This is a genomic window from Pseudomonas sp. P4_C8 (genome assembly GCF_056401975.1).
This window is the reverse complement of the sequence record NZ_JBFUIH010000073.1, coordinates 1-23,677: the sequence shown is the minus strand read 5'-3', so window position 1 is coordinate 23,677 and position 23,677 is coordinate 1. Positions and strand designations below refer to the sequence as shown.

The window sequence follows — 23,677 nt, the reverse complement described above, 5'->3', positions numbered from 1 at the left end:
GTTCTTCATAAAGCACCTGGCCCAGAGCGTCTTCGCCTGCGACCTGAAAGACCTGCTTGGCAAGATCGACCGCCACTGTCGTACAGGCCGACACATCGGTTGAAGACAGGGACTGTTTAAGCGTCGTATTCTTTTTCATGGACTCGCCCTCGCTGCCGTTGGCTTCTTAGACTGCCACCGTGGCGCATTGACGCCTCGGCGTGGGCGAGTCCATCCAATTACAGGGGAATGCGGTCAACTGTGGGAGCGGCGGTGCGACGATTCGACTTGCACGCGAAGGCGGTGATGCAGGCGACAATTTTTCGCGCTATCCAGGACCAATCAACTGAACAGCCAAAACGGTAGCTTGAATTATTTTGTTGCTGAATATGCTCAAGATTGATTCGTTTTCTCCTTTGCTTGAGCGGAACATCCGGGGTCGTCTGGTTGCTTTTTGTGAGAAACGTTCGCTGCGAGCGTTCTGGAATAAGCAATAGATCTGGAATTAGATGTTTGATTGTTTGCCGATGGATGATCGCGAAGACGCGTGGCAGTTATGGATCAATAGATAATCTTTCATGGAACTGCACTTACATGCTGTAGGTGCAATCAATCGATAAAGTGGATGTTATCCGCTACCGGGAGGCAAGGATGCACGGCCAAGTTATGGCTAACTATTCTGATCATTTGTGTATTCATCATCTATTCGAGGAGCAGGTTGCTTTAGGCCCTGAGGTATCAGCATCAAATTATAAACTGGAGAAATCATGGCTAATCCCTATCGCGAACTACTGACAACCCCTGGCGTCATGGGGTTAGTCATCGCGAGCTCCATCGCCCGTCTGCCACAGGCAATGATCGGCATCGGCATCATCACCATGTTGGTGCAGCAGACGGGTCTTTATTGGTTGGCTGGCTCGGTCGCAGGTACCTTTACATTAGCGAATGCGTTGATTGGCCCGCAAATATCGAAGCTCGTTGATCAACGGGGGCAGAGTCGGGTTCTGCCCTTTGTTACAGCCTTCAGCATTGGTATGTTGCTGGCGCTGATAATGGCTGTCTATGTGAGGGCTCCGACCTTACTGCTTTTTATTCTGGCGGCACTGGCGGGCACGATGCCGAGCATGCCCGCCATGATAAGAGCACGCTGGACACAGCTTTTCCGTGGCAAGCCGCAATTACACACGGCTTTCTCCCTGGACACTGTTCTAACTGAACTCGCCTTTATTATTGGCCCACCACTCGCCATTGGTCTGAGCATCAGCTACTTCGCCGAAGCCGGGCCTCTTGTTGCCGTCGTGCTTCTGGTCATCGGCGTAACGGCTTTTCTTCTGCAACGGCAGACAGAGCCAAAAGTGGTTGTGGGCAGCAGGCGGAACGCAAGTTCGACTTTGCTTATCCCCGGTGTTCGCACCATCGTTCTGGCGCTTCTAGCGATGGGTGTGATTGGCGGATCCATCGATGTGGCTGTTGTTGCCTTCGCCAATGCACAAGGTTGGCCAACGTCCGCCAGCTTTATCCTGGCAGCTTATGCGCTCGGCTCGATGATCGCTGGTCTGACTTTTGGTGCGCTAAGGGTTTCCTTGCCGATTGAAAAGCAGTTCTTTATTGGAGTACTGGTAACAGCAGTAACAGCGGTGTTGCCTATTCTTTCACCGGACGTCTACATCCTTGCCGGAATGCTCTTTGTGGCAGGAATATCATTCGCGCCGACGATGGTCATCGTCATGAATCTCGGCACGATCATTGTTCCACCGTCGAGGATCACCGAAGGACTGACGTGGATGACGACAGGCATCAGCATCGGCGTAGCACTCGGTGGAGTGCTTTCGGGCTTGATCATTGACGTCTATGGTGCGCGGGCAGGGTTCGGTGTAGCCATTGGCGCGGGGCTTGTAATGGTGGTGATCGTGCTTTTGGGGTTGCGTGTACTTCGTACTACATCAGCGACTTGCGCCGAGCCAACCTTCCAGTGATTGGGTAGCTACTGAAACCCTGTGGCGAGGGCGCGTGCTCCCTCGCCACAAAAGCGCTCACACCCTTCAGATCCGAAAACTCCCCACCAACTGATTCAACCGATCCGCCTGCCTTTCGAGCTCAGTACAAGCCCGCAATGTCGATTGCAGATTCTCCACCCCTTGCTGATTCAGGGTGTTGATCTCGGTGATGTCGACATTCAACGCCTCAACCACCGACGTCTGTTCCTCAGTCGCCGCCGCCACCGACTGATTCACGTTGTCGATCTCGCCAATCCGCTGCGTCACGCTGCTCAAGCGTTTCCCGGCGAGGTTGGCGATGTTCACGCTTTCCTCACTGTGCTGCTGGCTTTCGGTCATGGTCGTCACCGATTCGCGCGCGCCGATTTGCAGCTCTTCAATCATTTGCTGAATCTCCGCTGCTGACGTTTGCGTGCGCCCGGCGAGGCTGCGCACTTCGTCGGCGACTACCGCAAACCCACAGCCTGCTTCACCGGCGCGGGCGGCTTCGATGGCGGCGTTGAGCGCCAGCAGGTTGGTCTGCTGCGAGATGCCTTTGATCACTTCGAGGATGTGCCCGATGTTCACGGTTTTGTCATTGAGCACTTCGATGTTGGCGCACGAGGTGCTGATTTTGCCGGACAGTTCGTTCATCACCTGGATCGTGCGCTCCACCACCTGGCGCCCGTCTTCGGCTTGTTGCCGTGCCGCGCTGGCCTGTTGTGAAGCATCGCAAGCGTTATGCGCGATTTCCTGGGCGGCGGCGCCCAATTGGTTGATCGCGGCGGCGACGCTGTGGGTGCGGATCGATTGTTCGCCGAAGTTGCTCATCGATGAGTTCGATGCCAGTAGCACTCGCTTGGCGCCTTCGTTGACACCGAGTGCCGCCGAAGACACTTCGCGGATCGAGTGATGAATACGCTCGACGAAACGGTTGAATGCGGTCGCCAGTTGGCTGATTTCATCCCGCGATTGCACCGACAGACGCCGAGTCAAGTCGCCGTCACCCAGGGAGATATCCTCCATGACCCGCGTGAGCATTTGCAGCGGACGGGTGATGCGAAACGCCGCGTACCAGATCAGCATCAACCCGAGCAGGGCCGAGCCTGCGCCCGACAACAGTTCCAGCGCGGTGCTTTTTACCCCTTGTGCGTCGAGTTCGTTTTGCAGCGTGGTCACCGGTGCCAGCAACACGTCCTGCGGCACGCCCACCAGCACACCCCACGGAGCGGCGCCGGCAATCGGTGCCAGTGGTTCGAGGACGTTGATCCGCTGCTGATCGACAAATACCTTCGCTTGGCCTTGGCGCAAGGCGTGCATGACCGAAGCATTCTCCAACGGTTGCCCGAGGCGGCTGACGTCCTGGCTGTTCGCTGAGATCACCCCGCGCGGGCTGACGATGCTGATCTGCCCAAGGCCATCGAACAATTGATGGGCGCTGGTTTCGCTGTTGTGTTGCAGGGCGGCGAGGTTGATGTCGAGGCCGACCACGGCGATGACTTTGCCGTTGTCCATCAGCGGGAACGCAATACTGGTCACCAGTTTGCGGCTGCCGGAGGCCTCGTCGAAATAGGGCTCCAGCACGCAAGCTTGCCGGGTATCGAGAGCGCAGGTGTAGAAGGCGTTGTACGGCGCGCCGCTGGGGCCCGGCGAGGTGTTGGCGAGCAGTGCTTCGTCGCCGATCACCGCTTGCAGTTCACCGGGTTTGCTTTGCACCCAATACAGGGAAAAACGCCCGGTCTCGTTGCTGCCCATGGCCGCTTGGTCAGCGAAACCGGCGTCGGCGCCATCGAGGGCGTCGGGTTCGAAAATGACATAAAGCCCGAGCAGGTCGGGCTTGTCGATCAGGGCCTGGTGAAGCTGATTGCTCAGGGCCTGGCGCAGTTGCGGGCGGGTCAGATGGCCCTGCTGTTGCAGCTGCCTGAGGTAGAGCAAATACCGTGATAACCCTTGGCCGTATTCGTGAGTCTGGGTGAAGGTGCGTTGCACCTGCATCGCCTGCACGGTGCCCAGCGCCTGCATGTGCTCCTTGGCGGCGTTGGCGAGCATGTCGCCGCTGGATTGGGCGACTTGCTGGCTGCTTTGAAGGGTTTGATACAGCGACAAGCCCATCAACAAACTCACCACCAACAGCAGGCAGAGGCCGGCGAGCAGGGCGATTTTGCTCTGGATCGTCAGAAATTTCGGGTGCATTGGAAAGGCCTTTTTCCTTGAGACGCAATGACGCGGCAAACGCAATCTGTGTCGATTGATACACCGCTATCGCGAGCAAGCTCGGCTCCTACAGGGGGGGATCGCCGTTGCTACAAGATTTGCGTCGGACAAAACTTAGAACGTGGTGGCAAACACCACTTGGCTGTAGAGGTTGTTGTCGGTGTTGCCCAACTGGGTGCCACCCTGGGCGGCGCTCTTGTCCGGCTGGTAAAGACCGAGCAGCGGCATGACGGTCAGGTGATCGTTGACGTGCCATTCGGCGTACAAATCAACCTCTTGGCCATCGGTGTTGCCCAGGTTGCGGTCGATGGTGTCGAAGTTGAATAACAACACGCCGACGTTGAGGTTTTGCAGTGGCGAGACTTTCAGCGAGACGTTCTGGATACGGGAGTTGGTGTTGAACGGACCGGCATAGTTACCGGCCACTTCACCCTGGAACCAGGTGCCGTAACCGCGACTGAAGCCGTAGAACAACGTGTCGTAATTTTCCGAGAAACGGCTGTAGCGGTAGCCGACATACGGTGTCCAGATCGCGTCGGAAAAGGTCCAGCCAGCTTCCAGGTACCAGGCGTCTTCGCTGCTGGTGTGCGGTTTATCCTCTTTGGCGTATTCACCGGACAGGAACAGGTCTTTCACCCCGGCGTTGCCCGTCGCACGCAAGGCGTAGGTCTTCATGCCATCGCGCTCAAGCTGCAACGGCGAGGCAAACTGCTTGTCGACATCGTTGGTGTCGATGTAGGTCAGACCGACCGTGCCTGCGTCGGCGACGTGTTCGAGGGTGCCGACGTACATTTCGGTTTTGGCCTGGCCTCGGTTATCCGACTTCAGCCACATCAAGTCGCTGCGCCAGCCTTGCTTGCCACCGAGGCGCAAAACGGCGGTTTCGTCGAAGGCTTTACGGGCGGCGAGGTAGTAGGCGCCGCCGCGATTGAACTCGCCGTCGGCCAGGCCTTTGCCCAGGTTCAGCGCGTCGCCATCGATCAGGAAACCGTCGCCGACCACGATGTTCTGGCGACCGAAAGACAGGTCGACACCGTCATCCCCCAGCGCTTCAAACAGCTTGCCCGAGCGCCAGCCGAGGTAAGCGTCTTCGTACTTGGTGGTGCGTTCCGTACCGTCGGTGAAACCGGCGGCATCGCCGTCACCCCAGGTGCCGGAACTGAGCATATTGCCAGCGCCGTAAGCGGTGCCGAAGTCGGCCAGGCCTTTGTCGAAGCTCAGGCCGTATTTGATGTAGCCCTCGCGCCACGACGAGGAACCTTCGTCGAGACGGCCGGACAACGCGTAGTTTTCCTGGCTGTGGAACATGCCGAATACCGCTTCCAGCGTGGCGTTCAGGTGAGTGTCGTCATTGGCATAAAGTTCGTAGGCGTTGGCCTGGGCGGCACTGATCATCAGCGCGAGCGTCGAGAGACGAAGCAAGGGGGACTTGAGCATGGTGTGGCATCCATTCTTGTTCATGACCACAGGGTTGAGGTCTTTTTCGATACTAAGGCCCGGAACTTTTTCGCCCTTTTGTGTGGTTGCCAAAGAGTTGCCTGTGCTTGCCAAAATGCCCGGTTTGGCAGCCCCGCCAACACGACTGGCACGCAGGGCAAAACCTGCGCGTCACTGACCGCTGACAATCCGTATCAACCCTGCTGTTGCTTCCCCTCACGGATTCTCAAGGTCGCATTCTTATGTTCACTTCACAGAAATTCTCCCTCATGGGTTTGCTGTCACTGGTGTTGGCACAAACCGTGGTTGCCGCCGACTGCGCGCCCGACCAGGGCCACGGCGCCCAGGTGTTCGCCAATGAGTGCGGGGTCTGCCACTCCGTGAGCAAAGGCATGGCCGGGATGATGGGGCCGAACCTGTCGGGCGTGGTCGGGCGCAAGTCCGGCTCGCTCGAAGGCTTCAGCTACTCCCAGGCGATGCGCAGCAAAGACGTGACCTGGCAAGCCGAAACCATCAGCCAATTGATCACCCAACCCCAGGCCTATGTGCCCGGGACCTACATGCCCTACATGGGGCTGGCCTCCGCCGACGACCGTCAGGCGGTCGTTTGCTATCTCAAAGAACAACGCTAATCAGCCGGACTTCCAGGCTGAACCCCACGTTCGAACGACAGGTGAATTATGAGCAACGTTGAAATTCTGCCGCAGGTTGCTGCCTTCCTTGAGCGCCGCCATGGCTGCTTCATTGACGGGCAATGGGTGTTGGCGGATGGCCCGACTATCTCCGTGGTCAACCCGGCCACCGGGCAAACCCTTTGCGAAACCCTGGACGCGCCGCTGGACGTGGTCGAGCGCGCTGTGCAGTCGTCCCACGCCGCGTTCAAATCCGGCGTGTGGTCCGGTTTGCGTCCGGCCGACCGCGAACGCATTCTGCTGAACTTCACCGCACTGGTGGAGGCGCACGCCGAAGAGCTGGCGCAACTGGAAACCTTGAGTCAGGGCAAGTCGATCAACATGGCCCGCGCCCTCGACTTGAACGCCACCGTGGAGTTCATGCGCTACATGTCCGGCTGGGCGACCAAGATCGAAGGCCAGACCTTCGACGTGTCGATCCCGCTGCCACCGGGCGCCAAATTCACTGCGTTCACCAAGCGTGAGCCGGTGGGCGTGGTGGTCGGGATTGTGCCGTGGAACTTCCCGCTATTGATCGCCGCCTGGAAGCTGATGCCGGCGCTGGCCACCGGTTGCACCGTGATCATCAAACCGGCGATGGAAACCCCGTTGACCGCCATGCGCCTCGCTGAACTGGCGTTGGAAGCGGGTATTCCGGCCGGCGTGTTCAACGTCGTCACTGGTGGCGGCGCCTCGGTCGGTGGCGTGCTGACGGCGCATCCGTTGGTGAGCAAAGTGTCGTTCACCGGCTCCACCGCCGTGGGCAAAAGTGTCGGCGTGGCGTGCATGGAAAACATGACGCGCTTCTCGCTGGAACTGGGCGGCAAAAACCCGATGATCGTGTTGGCCGATGCCGACATCGAAAAAGCCGTTCAAGGCGCGATCCTCGGCGGCCTGCTGAACAACGGCCAGGTCTGCGCGGCAGCTTCGCGCTTCTATGTGCACCGTTCGATCCACGACCAATTCGTCGAAGCGCTAGCGGCGGCGGTATCCGCCATGCCTATCGGTGCCGGCATGAACTGCAATGCCGCGATCAATCCGCTGGTGTCGCGCAAGCAACAACAAAGCGTGCTCAAACACATCGAACTGGCTCGCAGCGAAGGCGCGCGAGTGGTGTCGGGCGGTGAGTTGGTGGAAGGCGAGGGCTTCTACGTGCAGCCGACCATTCTGGCCGACATCGACCACAGCATGGCCGTGGCCCGTGAAGAAGTGTTCGGCCCGGTGCTGGGCGTGATGCCGTTCGACGACGAAGACGCCGTGATCGCGCTGGCCAACGACAACCGCTACGGCCTGGCCGCCAGCCTGTGGACCAACGACCTTGGCAAAGCCATGAACCTGGTGCCGCGTATCGAGGCCGGCACGGTGTGGGTCAACGCCCACGTGTTGCTGGACCCGGCGATGCCGTTTGGTGGCGTTAAGCAATCGGGCATGGGCCGTGAGTTTGGTCGCGCGGTGATCGAGGCGTATACCGAGCTGAAATCGGTGTGCATCGCGCATTGATTGAGTGATTTGCAACGGCCCCTGCAACGGGGGCCGTTGGCTTGACTGACAAATGGAGACACGGGCGACGTGGAATCCATTGCTTCCAGTTAATAGGAAGCATTACTATTCGCACCCCGTCTCCACAGCACACCGCAATGACCCCCAAGCTGCCCCGCAGACATGGCTTTTTCGAGTATTACGAAGAGTTGGTTGGCACCTGGACCCGTCGCCTGAGAAATCGTCAGCAGGCCGAGGACCTGGCCCACGACACCTTCGTGCGGGTGCTTGAGTCGAATTCGGCGGGGGTGGAACAACCTCGGGCGTATCTGCACCAGACCGCGCGCAACATCGCGGTGGACGGTTATCGGCGTGAGGATCGGCGGGGCGCCATGGAGTCGGAGGCGATTGATCTCAGTGTGTCGTCGTCCGGCGACCCGGAGCACTACATGCAGGCGATCCAGTTGGCTGATTCCATCGAACGGGCGCTCACCGAGTTGCCGGTCAATTGCCGCAAGGTGTTTGTATGGCAAAAGATCGAAGGCCTGACCCAGGCTGAAATCGCCGAACACCTGGGTCTGTCCAAGAACATGGTGGAAAAGTATATGATCCGCACCCTGCGGCATCTGCGTGACCGCCTCGACGGATCGCAACCATGAGCGGCCGCGCCTTCTCACCCCCAGCCAAGCAGGAACTTCCATGATGGATACTCGTGATTGTGCGTGCGGGCAAACAACGGTTCGCGACGATGCTGCGCGGTGGTTTGTGCGTTTGCAGGAACCGTCCGTGGACGTTGGGGAGTATCGGCGCTTCGAGGCCTGGCTGAACGAACATCCTCAACATCAAGACGAATACGAAATGCTTCAGGGCTTGTGGATGGCGGCTGACCTGGTGCCGGCCGCGCGCCTGCAAGCCTTGTGTGAAACCGCGCCGACTCACCGCGCACGTCAGCCGTGGGCGCGGTATGCGGTGGCGGCCAGTGTGGTGGCCGTGGCGCTGGGCGTGGGATGGTTCAGCGGATTGCATCGACCGGCGCCTTTTACCGCCGAATATTCCACGGAGCTGGGTGAACGTCGCCATGTGGTATTGCCGGACGGTTCGTTGGTAGACATGAACAGCCGTAGCCGTATTCAGGTGCGCTTTGAAAAAGACCGGCGTGGCATCGAGCTGACTGAGGGCGAAGCGATGTTCAGCGTCGAGCACGACACCAGCCGACCGTTTGTGGTCGAAGCGGGCAACGGCCAGGTGACGGTCACCGGCACGCGCTTCGATGTGCGCCGCGATCCGTCGCAAACCCGGGTGGCAGTGGAGCAGGGTACGGTCAAGGTTCGGGGGCAGGGCGCCGATGTCATTAGTCTCACTGCCGGCCTCGGCACTCGCATCGATGCCCAAGGGGTTGTCGCGGCGGCTTATGCGGTCAACCCGGCCGAGCTGGCCGCGTGGCGTAGCGGCAAACTGGTGTTCAACAACGCCAGCCTCAGCGAGGTGGCTGCCGAAGTGTCGCGTTACCGCGAGAAACCGCTCACCGTCGGCAACGACAAAGTCGGCAATCTGCGCATGACCAGCGTATCCAATTCCGACAACACCGACGCACTCATCAAGGCCTTGCCGAGCATCCTGCCGGTGGCCGTACGCACCCTCGATGACGGCAGTCAGGAAATAATTTCAAAATAAATTCAGGTTTTTTTCGAGTTCATCGTCTTCTTGTCCAACTGCAACTGGTTTGCATTAACAAACGCATGCGCTTGCGATCCACAGGACACTGTTCGACGTGAAAAACACCTCTGCCAACCCCAAACAATCCCATTGGTTGCCGCTGGCGCTCGCCTTGACGGTCAGCGCCGCGCTGCCCCAGGCGTTCGCCGCCGGTGGTATCCATATTCAGGCACAGCCGTTGGGCCAGGCCCTGAGCCAGTTGGGCCAGCAAACGTCGTTGCAGGTTTTTTTCAATCCTGAACTGGTCGCCGGCAAACAAGCCCCAGCTGTCGACGGCGACATCTCGCCGGAACAGGCCTTGCGCCAATTGCTGCAAGGTAGCGGTCTGCAATACCAGATCGATCAAGGCTCGGTCACGTTGACGCCCGCGCCGACGTCCGCTTCGAACGGGCCGCTGGAGTTGGACGTGACCGATATCAAAGTGGTCGGCGACTGGCTCGGCGATGCCGACGTGGCCTTGGTGCAGAACCATCCCGGCGCGCGTACGGTGGTTCGCCGCGAAGCGATGGTCGAGCAAGGCGCGATGAACGTTGGCGAGGTGCTCAAGCGCGTCCCCGGCGTGCAAGTGCAGGACGCCAACGGCACCGGTGGCAGCGATATTTCCCTGAACGTCGGGGTGCGCGGCCTGACCTCGCGCCTGTCGCCACGCTCCACCGTATTGATCGACGGCGTGCCGGCCGCGTTTGCGCCGTATGGTCAACCGCAGCTGTCGATGGCACCGATTTCCTCGGGCAACCTTGACAGCATCGACGTGGTGCGTGGCGCCGGATCTGTGCGTTACGGGCCACAAAACGTCGGTGGCGTGATCAACTTCGTGACGCGCGCGATCCCGCAAGAAGCCACCGGTGAAATTGGCACCACCCTGGAAACTTCGCAGTACGGTGGCTGGAAACACCTCGACACCGCGTTCCTCGGCGGCACTGCGGATAACGGCATCGGCATGGCGTTGTTGTATTCCGGGGTGAACGGCAACGGTTACCGCGAAAGCAACAACGGCAACGACATCTCCGATGTGCTCCTCAAGACCCAGTGGGCACCGACCGATGTCGACTATTTCAGCCTCAACTTTCACTACTACGACGCCAACGCCGACATGCCCGGCGGCCTGACGCAACAGCAGTACGACGCTGACCCGTTCCAGTCCGTGCGCGACAACGACAACTTCAGCGGCCGCCGCAAGGACGTGTCGTTCCGGTGGGCACGGCAGATCGACGACCGTACCCAAGCCGAAGTACTGACGTACTACACCGACAGTTTTCGTGGCAGCAACATCGCTGCCCGCGACCAGAAAACCCTGAGTTCTTACCCGCGCACTTACTACACCTTTGGCATCGAACCACGGGTGTCCCATGTGTTTGAGGCGGGCCCGACCACTCAGGAAGTCAGCGTCGGCTATCGCTACCTCAAAGAAGCCATGCACGAAGAGACGAGCCGTGTCGCCCTGGTGAACAATCAGCCGGTGCTGACCCCGACCTCTGACGGCCACGTGTTCCAGGACCGTACCGGCGGCACCGAAGCCAACTCGGTGTACCTCGACAATAAAATCGACGTCGGCAACTGGACCGTGACCCCGGGCATTCGCTTCGAACACATCAGCACGGACTGGCATGACCGCCCGGTGCTCGACACTGCCGGCAAGCGCGTGCCGGAGAAGAACCGCAGCATCGAAAGCAACGAACCGCTGCCGGCCCTGAGCGTGATGTATCACCTGTCCGAAGAGTGGAAGCTGTTCGCCAACTACGAAACCTCGTTCGGCAGCCTGCAATATTTCCAGCTCGGCCAGGGCGGTATAGGTGACAGCACCGCCAATGGCCTGGAGCCGGAAAAAGCCAAGACTTACGAGGTCGGCACGCGCTACAACGATGAAGTATGGGGCGGGGAAGTGACGCTGTTCTACATCGACTTCGATGACGAGCTGCAATACATCAGCAACGACGTGGGCTGGACCAACCTCGGCGCGACCAAGCACCAGGGCCTGGAAGCGTCGGTGCATTACGACCTGTCCGCGCTCAACCCGATGCTCGACGGCCTGACTGCCTACAGCGGTTTCACCTACACCCGTGCGACTTATGAAGGCGATATTCCAGGCTTCAAGGGCCGGGATTTGCCGTTCTATTCGCGTCAGGTGGCCACCGCCGGGCTGCGTTACGATATCAATCGCTGGACCTACAACCTCGATGCGTATGCCCAGTCCAAGCAGCGTTCGCCGGGCACAGGCGTGAACGCAGATGGCAGCTTCAACGGCAATTACATTACCGAAGGATCAGCGGACGGCCAGTTTGGCGACATTCCGGGTTACATGACCTGGAACGTGCGCGGTGGGTATGACTTCGGTTCGCAGCTGTCAAACCTGAAGCTCGGCGCCGGGGTGAAAAACATCTTCGACAAGCAATACTTCACCCGGTCCAGCGACAACAACTCGGGGATGTATGTGGGTGCACCGCGTACGTTCTTTGTGCAGGCCAGTGTGGGGTTCTAAAAGACCGAGGTGACCCCATCGCCAGCAGGCTGGCTCCCACATTGATCTCCTTCATACACAGATATTGTGTTTGCTGAAGATCCCCTGTGGGAGCCAGCCTGCTGGCGATTGCTTTATCAGGCTTTCAACACCTTGCCGCCAATGGCCACCGCCACCAGCAGCAACGCCATCAACCCAAAAGCAAAACTCAAACTGCTGCCATGGGCGACAAACCCGATCACCGCCGGGCCGGCGAGGATGCCGGCGTAGCCCAGCGTGGTGATGGCCGGCACGGCGATGTGCTCGGGCATGACAGTCTGTTTGCCGACGGCGGTGTACAGCACCGGCACAATGTTCGAACACCCCGCGCCCAGTAGTGCATAACCCGCCAGCGCCGCCTCCCAGGCCGGTGCGAACGTGGCCAGCGCCAGGCCCGCTGCGGCCGTCAGCCCACCGAACACAATTACCCGCGTAGCACCCAGACGCCGGACAATCCGGTCACCGGTCAAGCGCCCGGCTGTCATGGTCAACGCAAAGGCCGCATACCCCAGGCCCGCATACGCCGTGTCGATCCCGCGCTCTTGTGCCAGGAACACCGCGCTCCAGTCGAGCGCTGCGCCTTCGGCCAGGAACACGATGAAGCACATCCCGCCAATAAACAGCACGATGCCATGGGGCACGGCAAACACCGGCCCAGTGCTTTCGCTGGCGTAAGGCAACAGGTGCGGCGCAGCTTTCAGCAAGGCCAGCACCAGCACCGTAATCACTACCAACATCGCGCCCAGCGGTGACATTCCAAAGCCGAGCAGGCCGCTGACGCCCGCCGCACCGACGATCCCGCCCAGGCTGAACATCCCGTGAAAGCCGGACATCATGTTCTTGCCACTGGCCCGTTCGACGATCACCGCTTGCAGGTTGACCGTCGAATCCACCGTGCCCAGCCCGGCGCCGAACATGAACAGCGTGGCGATCAACGCCGGCACGGTCGACACCGTCGCCAGCAACGGCAAGGCCGCGCAAATCAGCAACGTTCCGCCCGCCGTCACGCGCCGGCAACCGAACCGCGCGGCCAACATCCCGGCTAACGGCATCGCCAGAATCGACCCCACCCCGAGGCACAACAGCAACACACCGAGCGTCCCTTCATCCAGCCCGGCCCGCGCCTTGGCATAAGGCACCAGCGGCGCCCAGGCGGCGATGCCGAGACCGGCAATGAAGAACGCCACGCGGGTGGACATCTGCTCCAGTCGGCCGGGAACCAGTGGGGTTTGGGTGTGGAAATGGGTCATATCAATCCTTGGCAAAAAACGTCGCATCCCCAAGGGACACTGACTGATCCCGCGGGTTCGATCAGTGTCCGCAGCAGTTCGCGGCCCGACAGGTCCACATCCTTGCACAGGCTGTCGCTGTTTCGCGATATCGTCGATAAATTGAGTGTTCAGACAGGAGGCGACATGACGCAGATGTACGATGCACGGGGCAATATTTATATCGTCGTGGCACCTGATGCCGTGCGTGATAGCGGAATCGATCTGCCCGAACAGGCCGACTTTGCCGCGCAAACCCGAGAGAACTGGGCGTTGGCGGCCATCGAGGCGTTTTGTGGTTGGGCCTCCGGCACTCAGCCGCCCGGCAGCAAAGACCATCGCAGTGACGGCTTGCTGGTCGGGCCGTTTCAATCGGTGCCGCCTTATGACTTGCTGATCGTCAACACCGACGGCACGTTAGCCGAACGCAGTGGCAATGGGCTGACGATTTTTTCTCAGGCGCTTAGTGAGCACGGATTGATGCCGATGGAGGATGGGTGCCTGTTGCGGGTTCATCACGACAAGACGGACGCGGTTTCGCCGGGGGAGACGTCAGTCAAACCGGCCGAGGTCGATGGTGTGCAAGGATTCTGGCTGGATTTGGGGAAACCTTCGTTAGGGCCACAAGCGGTGGGCGCGCAAGGGGTTGAAAGCGTGCTGTTGAATGAGCGAGAAGTCAGCCATGTGCGGCCATTGTCCGCGCTTGAACCAGCCTGGAATCGCAGCCAGTTTGTGCGCATCGGCAATCCGCATTGCGTGACGCTGGTGGCGGATGCTGCTGCGTTGCCGAGCAATGAGCAAATGCGTGAATCACCGTTGGCAGAAGGATTGATGCGGATTGCTTATGCCATGCCGACCGGAGCCGGTGAACCGTGTCCGGCAGGGGTGAATGTGCAGTGGGCGATGCTTGAATCTGAAGGCCAGGTCGTAGCGCGGGTGTTTGAGCGCGGGGAAGGGCCGACGGCGTCGTCGGGCACCAGCGCCAGTGCCGTGGCTTGCGCGGCGTGGCGGGTGGGTTGGGTGGCGGCAGGTGAAGTGAAAGTGGTGATGCCGGGCGGCACGGCGCCGATTTTGCTGGAAGAAGTGGAAGGGGAATTGAATCGGGTCAGGCTGTTTGGCACGGCTCGGTTGATGGGGTGAAGTCAAGAAAGCAATCGCCAGCAGGCTGGCTCCCACATTGGTTCTGTGTCGTTCACACATCCCTGTGGGAGCCAGCCTGCTGGCGATGGGGCCCTGGCATTCAGCGAAAATTCAAAACTGATTTGGCCATTCCACCACCGGCATCGTCCGCTTCATCAGCAACTTGCCCCCGCGAACTGAATACAGCGGCAAGCCCTGGCTGCGAATTACCTCATAGTCACTGTCCGCCGACAGCACCAGCAAATTCGCCGGCCGTCCCGCTTCCAGGCCATATCGCTCGCCGAGGTTCATCGCCTTGGCGCTGTTGTCCGTCACCAGGTCCAGCGCGCTTTGCAGGTTCCGATACCCAAGCATGTGGCAGATGTGCAACCCGGCTTCGAGCACCCGCAGGATGTTGCCATTGCCCAGCGGATACCATGGGTCAACGATCGAGTCCTGGCCGAAACACACGTTCATCCCCGCTTCGAGCAACTCGTTGACGCGGGTCACGCCACGGCGTTTCGGGAAATTGTCGAAGCGTCCTTGCAGGTGAATGCTTTCAGTGGGGCAGGAGACAAAACTGATCCCCGAATGCCCGAGCAGGCGGAAGAGTTTGGCGCAGTAAGCGTTGTCGTAAGAGCCCATCGCCGTGGTGTGACTGGCGGTGACCCGCGAACCCATGTCGCGACTGCGGGCCTCTTCGGCAAGCACTTCGAGGAAGCGCGAATGCGGGTCGTCGGTTTCGTCGCAGTGCACGTCTACCAGACAACCGGTGCGCTCGGCCAGGTCCATCAGGAACTTCACCGAACTGACACCCTGATCGCGGGTGTACTCGAAGTGCGGAATGCCGCCGACCACATCGGCGCCCATGCGGATCGCTTCCTCCATCAGCTCCCGGCCATTGCGGTACGACTCGATGCCTTCCTGCGGGAACGCGACGATTTGCAGGTCGATCAGGTGACGGCTTTCCTCGCGCACCTCCAGCATCGCCTTGAGCGCGGTGAGCTGCGGGTCGGTGACGTCGACATGGGTGCGCACATGCTGGATGCCGTGGGCGGCGAGGGTCTGGATGGTCTTCTTGGCGCGGGTTTTGGTGTCTTCCTCGGTGATCGTCACCTTGCGCTCGCCCCAGCACTCGATGCCTTCGAACAGCGTGCCGCTCATGTTCCAGCGCGGCTGGCCGGCGGTCAGCGTAGCGTCGAGGTGAATGTGTGGCTCGACGAAGGGAGGCACCACCAGGTTGCCGCCGGCGTCCAGGTCGTCGGGACCCAGGGTCGGGGCTTCGGTCTGCCGGGCGATGGTGCGGATCAGGCCGTTTTCCAGGTGCAACTCATGCAGGCCTTCTTGGTTGCGCAGGCGGGCGTTGATGATGTGCATCAGGCGAGTCCTTTTATAATTCTTGCTGGGGGGCATGGACGGTTCGAACACCGAGCACGGCGGTCAATAACATATACGTTAGCGCGGCAGCGGCAATCCCTACCAGCGGCGCGACCCATGGCGAACTGAAAGCGGCCACGGTGCCGACGGCATAGGCCGTCAAACCCGACCAGTTGAATGCGGGCAACCGTGCGTTGGCCAACTTGGGATAATGACCTCGATAGCGAAAGAAAAAGTCCGCCATGATCACGCCACCTATTGGCGGAATCACCGTTCCCAGCAGAATCAGGTACGGCACCAGCATGTCGTACATGCCCAGTAGTGCCAGCAGCGTGCCGATAACCGCGCCGCCCAAGGTCACGGTTTTGCGCCGGCCGGTGCGCAGCAGGTTGCATCCTGCGACGGCGAAGTTGTAGATGGTGTTGTCCTGGGTGCTCCAGATGTTGATCAGCAACATCGCCATCGCGGCCATCGCAAAACCTTGCAATAGCAGCACCTCGACCACGTCCGGTTGTTGGTAGACGATGGCCCCGTAGGCGCCGATCACCACCATCAATCCGTTACCGAAGAAGAACCCGATCAGGCTCGCCAGCACCGCGACCCGTGCCGAGCGCGAGAAGCGCGTCCAGTTGGTGGCCTGGGTCGCACCGCTGACAAACGTGCCGAACACCAGGGTCACGGCGGTCGACCAGTCCAGAGATCCCGTCGGCACTACGGCGAGCAAACCATCGAGCCCGCCGACCTTTACCGTCGCCACCCACATCGATAGCGTCAGCAGCACCATCATTGCCGGAACAGCGATGTAAGAGAGAATTTCCAGCCCGCGATAACCGACATAGGCGGTCGCGCAAAATATCATCCCGAACAGCACCATTAGCCCGAGGACCGTGCCCTCGCTCAATTCGAAATATTTGCCCAACACCACGGCGGCAGTGGCCGTGCCCCAGGCGTACCAGCCGATTTGGGTAAAACCGAGGATCAGGTCACTCAGCTTGCTGCCCACTTCACCGAAGCAGAAACGGCCCATCAGCACCGAGTTGAGTCCGCTCTTGAACGCAATAAAGCCCAGCGCGGCAGCATAAATGCCCAGTAACAGATTGCCGACGATGATCACCGCCATCATCTCGGCGAAACCGAACGCCACACCGAGCTTGCCACCGGCAAACATGGTGGCGGTGAAGAAGGTGAAACCCAGCAGCACCATCGCCGTGGAGGCGAGCCCTTTGCGGGCATGCATCGGGACTTCGCTGAGGGGGTAGTCGTTGCCCGGATCGTTCTGCGTCATGTGGCGTTCCTTGCGAAATTGGGGGACGCGGTGAGGGTTGCAGTGGTCGTGCCAAGGGTGGGAGTGTAGTTATTTATAGCCGAACGCCAGAGTTTGGCCGGGAATGTGGCCCGAAAGCGGTGCACCTGAAGCAACACTCCCGCTCAATCTCATCCGCTACCACTTTCAGCTTGCCGCTGATCAGGATTTCATCCGGCGCATCCAAATAAACCCCCGGTAAATCTTCACCATCCGTCGCTACTGTCAGATCTGACAGTAGCCAGCCCACTGCCAATCGATGTGTGATGGCTCCGACCGTTGCGCCGACAACCCGGCCAGCCACGTCTGATGCAGGAGCATCGTCATGACTATCGAATCCAGCCCGCCACCCGTTACCACTTCGTCTGATTGCACCGTACTGGCACTGTTTCCGCCAATACTCCCCGAAGCAAAACGCCTGACTGAATTCGCGGATTACGGCGTGTCCTTGCGTATTCATGACCAGGCAGAAAACGGCGCGACAGTTATATTTGGCCCGTACTTGAATCAGGAGCCGAATGAAACCGTCTGGCTCAATTGCAACAGTGAATTGGGCATCTACAGTGTGCAGACCAAATCCCACGATGATGCAGTTACGCTATTTATTCCGCACGGTAAATTGCTCGCCGATCTCATCAACACACTCACCTGCACCGTCGAGCGCAACAGTGGGAACAAAGAGACTTCTGAGCCGCCGCTGAGGTTGCTGTACAACAAAATCCGCCCCGGTTTTAAAGATGCCTATCCTGATATTGATGGCCACTCCGAACTGAAGTTATTGCTGCCTGATGAGATCAGGAATGGGGTCGGCCCGGACTTTGTTTCGGCCTCGATCTGTGTGAACTACCCGTACTGCCGTGCCAACGACCGTATTCGACTGAAGTGTAACGGGGTGGAGGTGTTCCGCGATGTGACTGCCCAGGAAGGGGCGGTACCGCCGGATCCGGGCTCGATCACGCCGACCCAAGTGTGTTTTGTCGTCATCCGCGAGTTTCTGGAAAGCGCCATAAATGTTTATCACACCTTGAGCTTTTCCTACTCGGTCACCGACTATTGCGGCAACCCCCCCGACCTTGATGCCATTTGGTCAGCGTCGCAAACCGTGGACGAGGACCTGGCCGGCGCGCGCTTGCCCGCGCCAATCCTGCGGGAAATCCAGAACGATCCGACCGACGATCCAGGCATCATCGACCTGGAAAAACTGGGCACTAACCCGCTACTGCTGATCGTATTGACCAACGACCCACGCTTCGAAACAGGCAACTCCATCAGTGCGACCTACACCGCAAAAGTCGTCGGCCAGCCAGATGTGGTGGTGACAGTATCCGGCGATGTCGAAACCGATGAGTTCGGGCAAAAGAAACCTTGTGTGTTGCAAGTGGCCAACGACAAGGTCATTGCCGGCAGTGTGGTGACCGTGACGTATCAGTTGCTCAAAAATGGCACGCCGGCCGGCACTTCCAAAGTGGCCACGGCGCGGGTGGTAGGTGAAAGTACGATTGAATTGAGTCCACCTACCTTGCCATCCACCCCCAACCCCTTCGACCCACTGAACTACCCCCAAGGCGTGAGCGTGCGCGTCGACCATGCGGCGGCCGTGCCCGGTGACAAAGCCCGACTGTTTCTGCTGAATCCATTGCCGGAGTCGCCCGCGTTTGTCGATCTACCGCTGGACCAGAAATTTGCCCTGTTCACCCTCGATCCCACTTTCCTCGGGCTGTGGCACGGCAAGGTGCCGCAGCTGGCCTGGAAGTTGATTAAGGGCGAGCAGCCAGTTGCCGAATCGGCGCCACTGGTGTTGACCGTGAACCGGATTGCGAATGATGACCCGCGGTTGAGCAAGCCGACGATTGACGGCGCAACGGGGGACGGCGTGCTGGACGTGGCGCAGATGCAGGACTCGGCTCAATTGAGGGTGGCTGCGTGGTTGCTGCAGGTGTCGGGGCACGGTGTCTGGTTGCGTTATGACGGCTTCGACAAAGCGGGCCTTGCGACGGAGTTGGTGGTATGGGCGGGAGCGGCGCATTCCTCCACTTCGGGGCTGGTCACGGCAGCGGCCATTGCGTGGCTGCGAACACTCAAGGACGATTCGACGTTGGCCCTTACCTTTGGCGTGAACTTCGAGAAGAAGGCTGACGCCGCGACGATGGTCAGGTTTCCGGTGCAGGTCTACACAATCAAGGCTGTAGCCGATGTAAAACCTGCGATCACCTTGGCGACCGATTCTAAAGGCATTGAAATTATCCACGGTCATACCTCCGCAGACAGGTACGTGACTTTAGAAGGTACAGCGAGCAAAGGTCAGAGCATCCAGATCCGCGATGGAGGTACGGCTATAGGACTGCCCGTCGACGTTAATCTCGATAACGGTATATGGCGTTCTCCTTTACCGGGTTTAAGCGACGGCTTTCACAGCTTTACCGCCAAGGCACTTTATGGCACTGGTTTGATCTCCGAAGCGCGAACCCTGACGATTAGGCCAGTCATTACTCAGGAGAATTTTGATACTCAACCGTCGTTGACTCTTAATCCTGGCGGCTCGCGTGATATTGGCAGTATGGCAATCACTAATTCAGGCTCTGGACGAATTTTAATTGGTCCTATTTTTCGTCCACATCCGGGAAAAGTAGAAAAACAAACTCTAGTTATTGATGGTGAAAACAATGTTCTTAAACTCAGCCTGAAGCTACCATGTTCTGAAGTTAGTTTTTGGTATACCGATGTAAATAAACCCACAAGAGTGGCTTTTTACGGATTGGAGTCAAAATTGGGTGAAGTGGATCTTTTGAGTTCAGAGCCTCTACAATCGTACCAACTTATATTTAAAGGCGAGGGGATAGTGCGAATAGAGATTCTTTGCTTGTTATCGGATGTTATCTATTTCGACAACTTTATTTTTAAGGGGTAGAAGGGCGGATAAAAATAAAGTCAACCTGTCTATTTGACAGGGCGAAGACGGGATGCATTTATTTATCGGCCCGATTTTCGTCCCCAGTAGTTGAACAAGTAGTTAAACGGAGATGTTTAAACGACATCTCCAGACACTCACTCAGGCTACACATCCTTGCGCCGTTGCCTACGACTGCGCCAGAATCCGCCGGCTTGTGCGCCTATGGGGCGGGCTCTATTGTTTCCGGGTCGCTGACCAATCAGCGATCGGGTTTAGCAGCTCGGAGACATCAAGGTGCATCAGTATCGCCTCTGATCAATCGACAGTTTCGTCTATTGGTCTGCGTTATGGCGGCTATGCGTGGGGCACTTCGGTGCGCCGGGTTCCTTGATGCCCTGGTCTGCTAACCCGCGTACAGCCGCCACCCCTCTTCGTTTAGCAGCGATGGGTGAAGGCTCCAATCATCAAGGAGTTTCACCATGTTCAAAATCACACCCAACCCACCAGAAACCGACGACGTTTCCCCCTACGAAACCGCCGACTCCAAAAAACTCAACAACGCCGCCGACCGTGCCCTCGATTACTACCTCAAACCGGTCATTCCCAAAGACACGCCGCGTAAACCCAGCACCATCTACTTCGTCGGCCCCGAGACTGATAACGAAACCTTGCTGGCCAGTGCCTGTGAGTCGTTGGCGTCAGCGAGTGTCATGTTGAGCGATTTCGCAGGACAACTGAGCGGCCCGCAGCGCCACACCGTGCTGGGCATTCAACAGTCCGTCATGTTGGGTGAGTTGGCGGTGAACCGGATGCTGGATAATTTTGATCCGCAGGGTTAACGCGGATCCGCGGTGATGCCTGACCTGTGGTGGGGAGGAAGCCTCCTCGCCACAGTTGTTGCGTCAGTGAGTGTGTTGTAGCGGCAAGAATTTCAGCAACGCGGCAACAATCGCTTCCGGTGCATCTTCCTGAACCAGATGCCCGGCATTGGGGACCGGGTGAAATTGCGAGCCGGCAATCATCTGGTGCAACGCCCGTCCGCGTTCGATGGGGATCCACTGATCGTCCTCGCCCCACAGAATCTGTACCGGGCACCGAATGCTCGGGTACAAACCTTCAGCCTCGCGGGTATAGCGCTCGTCCATCTGCGCAATCTGCCGGTAGAACGCCGCTTGCCCCGGCTCCCCCAGCCACGGCTGCACGTACGGTGCGAGTTCTTCATCGGGGATGTCGCGTTTGATCGCCCCGCGAATGTAGGCCGGCACGATGGCTCGCTGGATGTAATCCGGCACGCCACTGAACGCGGCTTCATGCTGGCGCACATGCTGCACGAACGGTGAACCCCAAGGCGTCAGCGCCACCGGGTCGATCAATGTCAGGCTGCGGTAATCCTTGCCGTTCAACAGGTGAGTACGCAGGGCGGTGGCGCCACCGAAATCGTGAGCCACCACGTCTGGCCGCTCGATTGCCCAGTGTTCGAGCAAATGCGCCAGCAACTCGTTCTGCACACCCAGCGAAACGTCGCCGTCGATTTTCTCCGATTGGCCATAGCCCAGCAGGTCGAAGTAATGCACCCGGTGCGTGGCAATGAAGTGCGGGGCGATGCGGTGCCACACATAAGAAGAGAAGGGCGTGCCATGCACGAACACCAGTGGCGGACCTTCGCCGTGCACGGCGTAGTGAATCCGGTGCCCGTTGAAGCGGTATTGGCGGTCCAGCAGCCAGTCAGCCATTTGCGTGTCCTCTTGGCGGGGTGCGAGGCAAAAAGCATAGGCATAAAAAAGCCACCGCTGAGGGTGGCTTGATTATTCACTGACGAAACGCAGTCTTCATTGTAGGAGCTGGCTTGCCAGCGAAAGCGGTGTGTCAGTCGACATCATCGTTACCTGACACGCCGCCTTCGCTGGCAAGTCGGATCGCCGCACCGCAGCTCCTACAAGGGCGGGTTACTCGCCGTGATAGATGCAGCCGCTGGTGCACGTCTCGTGGATACGGATCGCGCTGAGTTCCGGCAGCAGGGGCTTCAGTTCATTCCAGATGAATTTGGCCAGCACTTCACTGGTCGGGTTTTCCAGGCCGGGAATGTCGTTCAGGTAGTTGTGGTCCAGACGCTCGTAAAGCGGCTTGAAGATCGCCTTGATTTCCGAGAAGTCACGGATCCAGCCGGTGTGCGGATCTAGGTCGCCGCTCAAGTGGATTGCCACTTTGAATGAGTGCCCGTGCAGGCGGCCGCACTTGTGGCCTTCCGGTACGTGGGGCAGGCGGTGGGCGGATTCGAACGTAAACTCTTTGAAGATTTCCACAGTGATTTCAGCTCTGTCAGGTGGCGATCGCCGCGGCGATGTGGGCAGGGGGCGAGTTTAACAGAGCTGCGGGCGAAACACTGACTAAAGGGTCAGCAAGCGCTCGCCGAGGCGACCATTGGCGGCCAGTTCGAGGAATTCGTCACCGAGGCGACGGCTTTCATCCATCGTGGCGCGCCAGTATTTCTGCCGGGCCGGCGCGTCCCCCATGAAGCGCTTGAAATCGTTACGGTCCGGCAGCTTGCCGTAGGGCAAGCGCGCCAGATACTCCTTGGACGGCGCCAGCAGCAGCACATCCTGCAAGCGCGCGGGGCAGGCCCGGCGCCATGGCAGGGCCTTGTCGAACCAGCCGGGAATCACCCGGTCGGTGAAATGCGGATACAGCACGATGTCGTCGCCGCTGTAGGGCAGATCCAGGTGATAGTCGAGCAAACCGCCATCGCGGAACGTTCCCGCGCCCGCACCGGGCAAGTCGCGCACGCCTTCCATCACCATCGGGATCGAGCCCGAAGCCAGCAGCGCCTGGCGCAGATTGCCGGCGTTCAGCGCGACGAAGCGCGAGGGGAAGTCATTCAGCGCATTGACCGGCGGCGCCAGGCGCGGGTCGTGGATGATCAGCCGTTCGAAATGCCGCGACAGCCGAGCGCGCCCGCGCAGGTTGTCGGCGATCACGGATCCCAGCGCCAGCCCGAGTCGGCCGCGATGGTCGTGCGCCAACAGGCCGTGGCTTTTGACCACCATGATGTTCAGTCGGTAATGCACGTTGCTCAAGATCGAGGCATCGCGACCGTTCAGCAGTTCATCGAGCATGCGCTGCGAGCTCTGGCTGATCTGCGCCATGGTCACGCCCTTGGCGAAATTCTGCTCCGTGTACAAATGCCCGAGGCGCCGGATGCCTTCGGCGGCGTCCGGCAGGCAGGCACTGGCGAAGCGCCAGGAACCGACCGAGGCGCCAATCAGTGAACGCTCGCGCGGTGCGGCCGGCAGCCATTCGCCAAACAACGCCAAGTCCAGACCTTGAATCCCCAGGGCCTTCGGCCCGCCGGCGGCACCCGGCAGCGTCCCGACATCGGCGGCGCTCAAGCCATCTTTACGGATGCGCGCGAACGCACGCGGGCCGGCCTTGAGGGTCAGGGAAGGGAACTTGATGTGGATAGCGGTCATACCAGTCTCGATGTTTGGCAAGCGCAAGATTATAAACATGCAACACGGTCATTGTAGGAGTGAGCCTGATCTGGCCTAATGAAATTGGACACATCAATAGGGCGCTATGATGGCGCCCAAATCTAAGGTGTGCATGATGATGCGAAAGTCCTATTCCAGCGAGTTCAAGCTCAATGCTGCAAGCATGGTGCTTGATGAAGACCAGCCCATTCTTGAGGTCTGCGCCAACTTCGATATCGGCCCTACTGCGTTGCGCCGCTGGGTCGAGCAGGTCAGGAAAGAAC

17 protein-coding genes and 2 pseudogenes are annotated in these 23,677 nt (G+C 59.3%); 10 read left to right on the top strand and 9 right to left on the bottom strand.

Translation table 11 applies throughout. The features are described from left to right. The first annotated feature begins 746 nt into the window (after window positions 1-746). Window positions 747-1,955 (top strand): MFS transporter, encoded by a 1,209-nt coding sequence (locus tag AC1DWM_RS28805; protein ID WP_223521496.1) that lies wholly within the window; start codon window positions 747-749, stop codon window positions 1,953-1,955. Window positions 1,956-2,021: 66 nt separating this feature from the next. Here AC1DWM_RS28805 and AC1DWM_RS28800 read toward each other — a convergent pair. From AC1DWM_RS28800 to AC1DWM_RS28790, 3 genes and pseudogenes are all read right to left on the bottom strand, one after another. Next, a pseudogene (locus AC1DWM_RS28800) lies at window positions 2,022-2,618 on the bottom strand (methyl-accepting chemotaxis protein); the annotation flags it as partial. A gap of 261 nt (window positions 2,619-2,879) precedes the next feature. Further along, window positions 2,880-3,950 (bottom strand): annotated as a pseudogene (locus AC1DWM_RS28795) (methyl-accepting chemotaxis protein); the annotation flags it as partial. A gap of 333 nt (window positions 3,951-4,283) precedes the next feature. Next, entirely contained in the window at window positions 4,284-5,606 is a 1,323-nt protein-coding gene (locus AC1DWM_RS28790; protein ID WP_477796746.1) for an alginate export family protein, read from the bottom strand. Between the two features lie 242 nt (window positions 5,607-5,848). Between AC1DWM_RS28790 and AC1DWM_RS28785 the strand changes: the two genes are divergently transcribed. The 5 genes from AC1DWM_RS28785 to AC1DWM_RS28765 all read left to right on the top strand — a co-directional run bounded on the left by AC1DWM_RS28785 (window position 5,849) and on the right by AC1DWM_RS28765 (window position 11,951). Continuing rightward, on the top strand, window positions 5,849-6,238 hold the full coding sequence (locus AC1DWM_RS28785; protein ID WP_223518551.1) for a c-type cytochrome: 390 nt from the start codon (window positions 5,849-5,851) through the stop codon (window positions 6,236-6,238). A gap of 48 nt (window positions 6,239-6,286) precedes the next feature. After that, on the top strand, window positions 6,287-7,777 hold the full coding sequence (locus AC1DWM_RS28780; RefSeq protein WP_223518549.1) for an aldehyde dehydrogenase family protein: 1,491 nt from the start codon (window positions 6,287-6,289) through the stop codon (window positions 7,775-7,777). Between the two features lie 137 nt (window positions 7,778-7,914). Next, complete coding sequence (locus AC1DWM_RS28775; protein WP_477796745.1) at window positions 7,915-8,415, top strand: sigma-70 family RNA polymerase sigma factor; 501 nt, start codon at window positions 7,915-7,917, stop codon at window positions 8,413-8,415. Between the two features lie 40 nt (window positions 8,416-8,455). Then, a complete protein-coding gene (locus AC1DWM_RS28770; protein ID WP_223518546.1) occupies window positions 8,456-9,430 on the top strand; it encodes a FecR family protein in 975 nt (324 codons plus the stop codon). Window positions 9,431-9,527: 97 nt separating this feature from the next. Further along, complete coding sequence (locus AC1DWM_RS28765) at window positions 9,528-11,951, top strand: TonB-dependent siderophore receptor (protein WP_223518545.1); 2,424 nt, start codon at window positions 9,528-9,530, stop codon at window positions 11,949-11,951. A 116-nt stretch (window positions 11,952-12,067) separates the two neighbouring features. On the opposite strand, the gene AC1DWM_RS28760 is transcribed toward AC1DWM_RS28765, so the two are convergent. Then, on the bottom strand, window positions 12,068-13,219 hold the full coding sequence (locus AC1DWM_RS28760) for an MFS transporter (RefSeq protein WP_223518544.1): 1,152 nt from the start codon (window positions 13,217-13,219) through the stop codon (window positions 12,068-12,070). 165 nt (window positions 13,220-13,384) lie between these two features. Here AC1DWM_RS28760 and AC1DWM_RS28755 point away from each other — a divergent pair, with 165 nt between their 5' ends. After that, entirely contained in the window at window positions 13,385-14,377 is a 993-nt protein-coding gene (locus tag AC1DWM_RS28755) for a diaminopimelate epimerase (RefSeq protein ID WP_477796744.1), read from the top strand. Window positions 14,378-14,488: 111 nt separating this feature from the next. On the opposite strand, the gene codA is transcribed toward AC1DWM_RS28755, so the two are convergent. Continuing rightward, a complete protein-coding gene (codA, locus tag AC1DWM_RS28750; protein ID WP_477796743.1) occupies window positions 14,489-15,733 on the bottom strand; it encodes a cytosine deaminase in 1,245 nt (414 codons plus the stop codon). 13 nt (window positions 15,734-15,746) lie between these two features. After that, window positions 15,747-17,018, bottom strand: a complete 1,272-nt coding sequence (gene codB, locus AC1DWM_RS28745) for a cytosine permease (protein WP_477796742.1) — start codon at window positions 17,016-17,018, stop codon at window positions 15,747-15,749. Window positions 17,019-17,361: 343 nt separating this feature from the next. Between codB and AC1DWM_RS28740 the strand changes: the two genes are divergently transcribed. Together AC1DWM_RS28740 and AC1DWM_RS28735 are read left to right on the top strand one after the other, a co-directional pair. Further along, window positions 17,362-19,944 carry a hypothetical protein gene (locus AC1DWM_RS28740; protein WP_477796741.1) on the top strand — a complete coding sequence of 861 codons (2,583 nt, stop codon included), beginning with the start codon at window positions 17,362-17,364 and terminating at the stop codon, window positions 19,942-19,944. A 461-nt stretch (window positions 19,945-20,405) separates the two neighbouring features. Beyond that, window positions 20,406-20,765, top strand: coding sequence for a DUF6124 family protein (locus AC1DWM_RS28735; protein ID WP_477796740.1), 360 nt, complete (start codon window positions 20,406-20,408; stop codon window positions 20,763-20,765). A 63-nt stretch (window positions 20,766-20,828) separates the two neighbouring features. Here the strand turns inward: AC1DWM_RS28735 and AC1DWM_RS28730 are convergent, their stop codons facing one another. From AC1DWM_RS28730 to AC1DWM_RS28720, 3 genes are all read right to left on the bottom strand, one after another. Continuing rightward, a complete protein-coding gene (locus tag AC1DWM_RS28730) occupies window positions 20,829-21,659 on the bottom strand; it encodes an alpha/beta fold hydrolase (protein WP_477796739.1) in 831 nt (276 codons plus the stop codon). A 213-nt stretch (window positions 21,660-21,872) separates the two neighbouring features. After that, window positions 21,873-22,229: a 6-carboxytetrahydropterin synthase QueD gene (queD, locus tag AC1DWM_RS28725; protein WP_081744008.1), complete on the bottom strand. Its 357-nt coding sequence runs from the start codon at window positions 22,227-22,229 to the stop codon at window positions 21,873-21,875. An 84-nt stretch (window positions 22,230-22,313) separates the two neighbouring features. Continuing rightward, on the bottom strand, window positions 22,314-23,393 hold the full coding sequence (locus AC1DWM_RS28720; RefSeq protein WP_477796738.1) for a patatin-like phospholipase family protein: 1,080 nt from the start codon (window positions 23,391-23,393) through the stop codon (window positions 22,314-22,316). 106 nt (window positions 23,394-23,499) lie between these two features. On the opposite strand from AC1DWM_RS28720, the gene AC1DWM_RS28715 reads away from it, so the two are divergent. Beyond that, the coding region (locus AC1DWM_RS28715; protein WP_477796747.1) for a transposase at window positions 23,500-23,677 on the top strand (178 nt) is incomplete at its 3' end.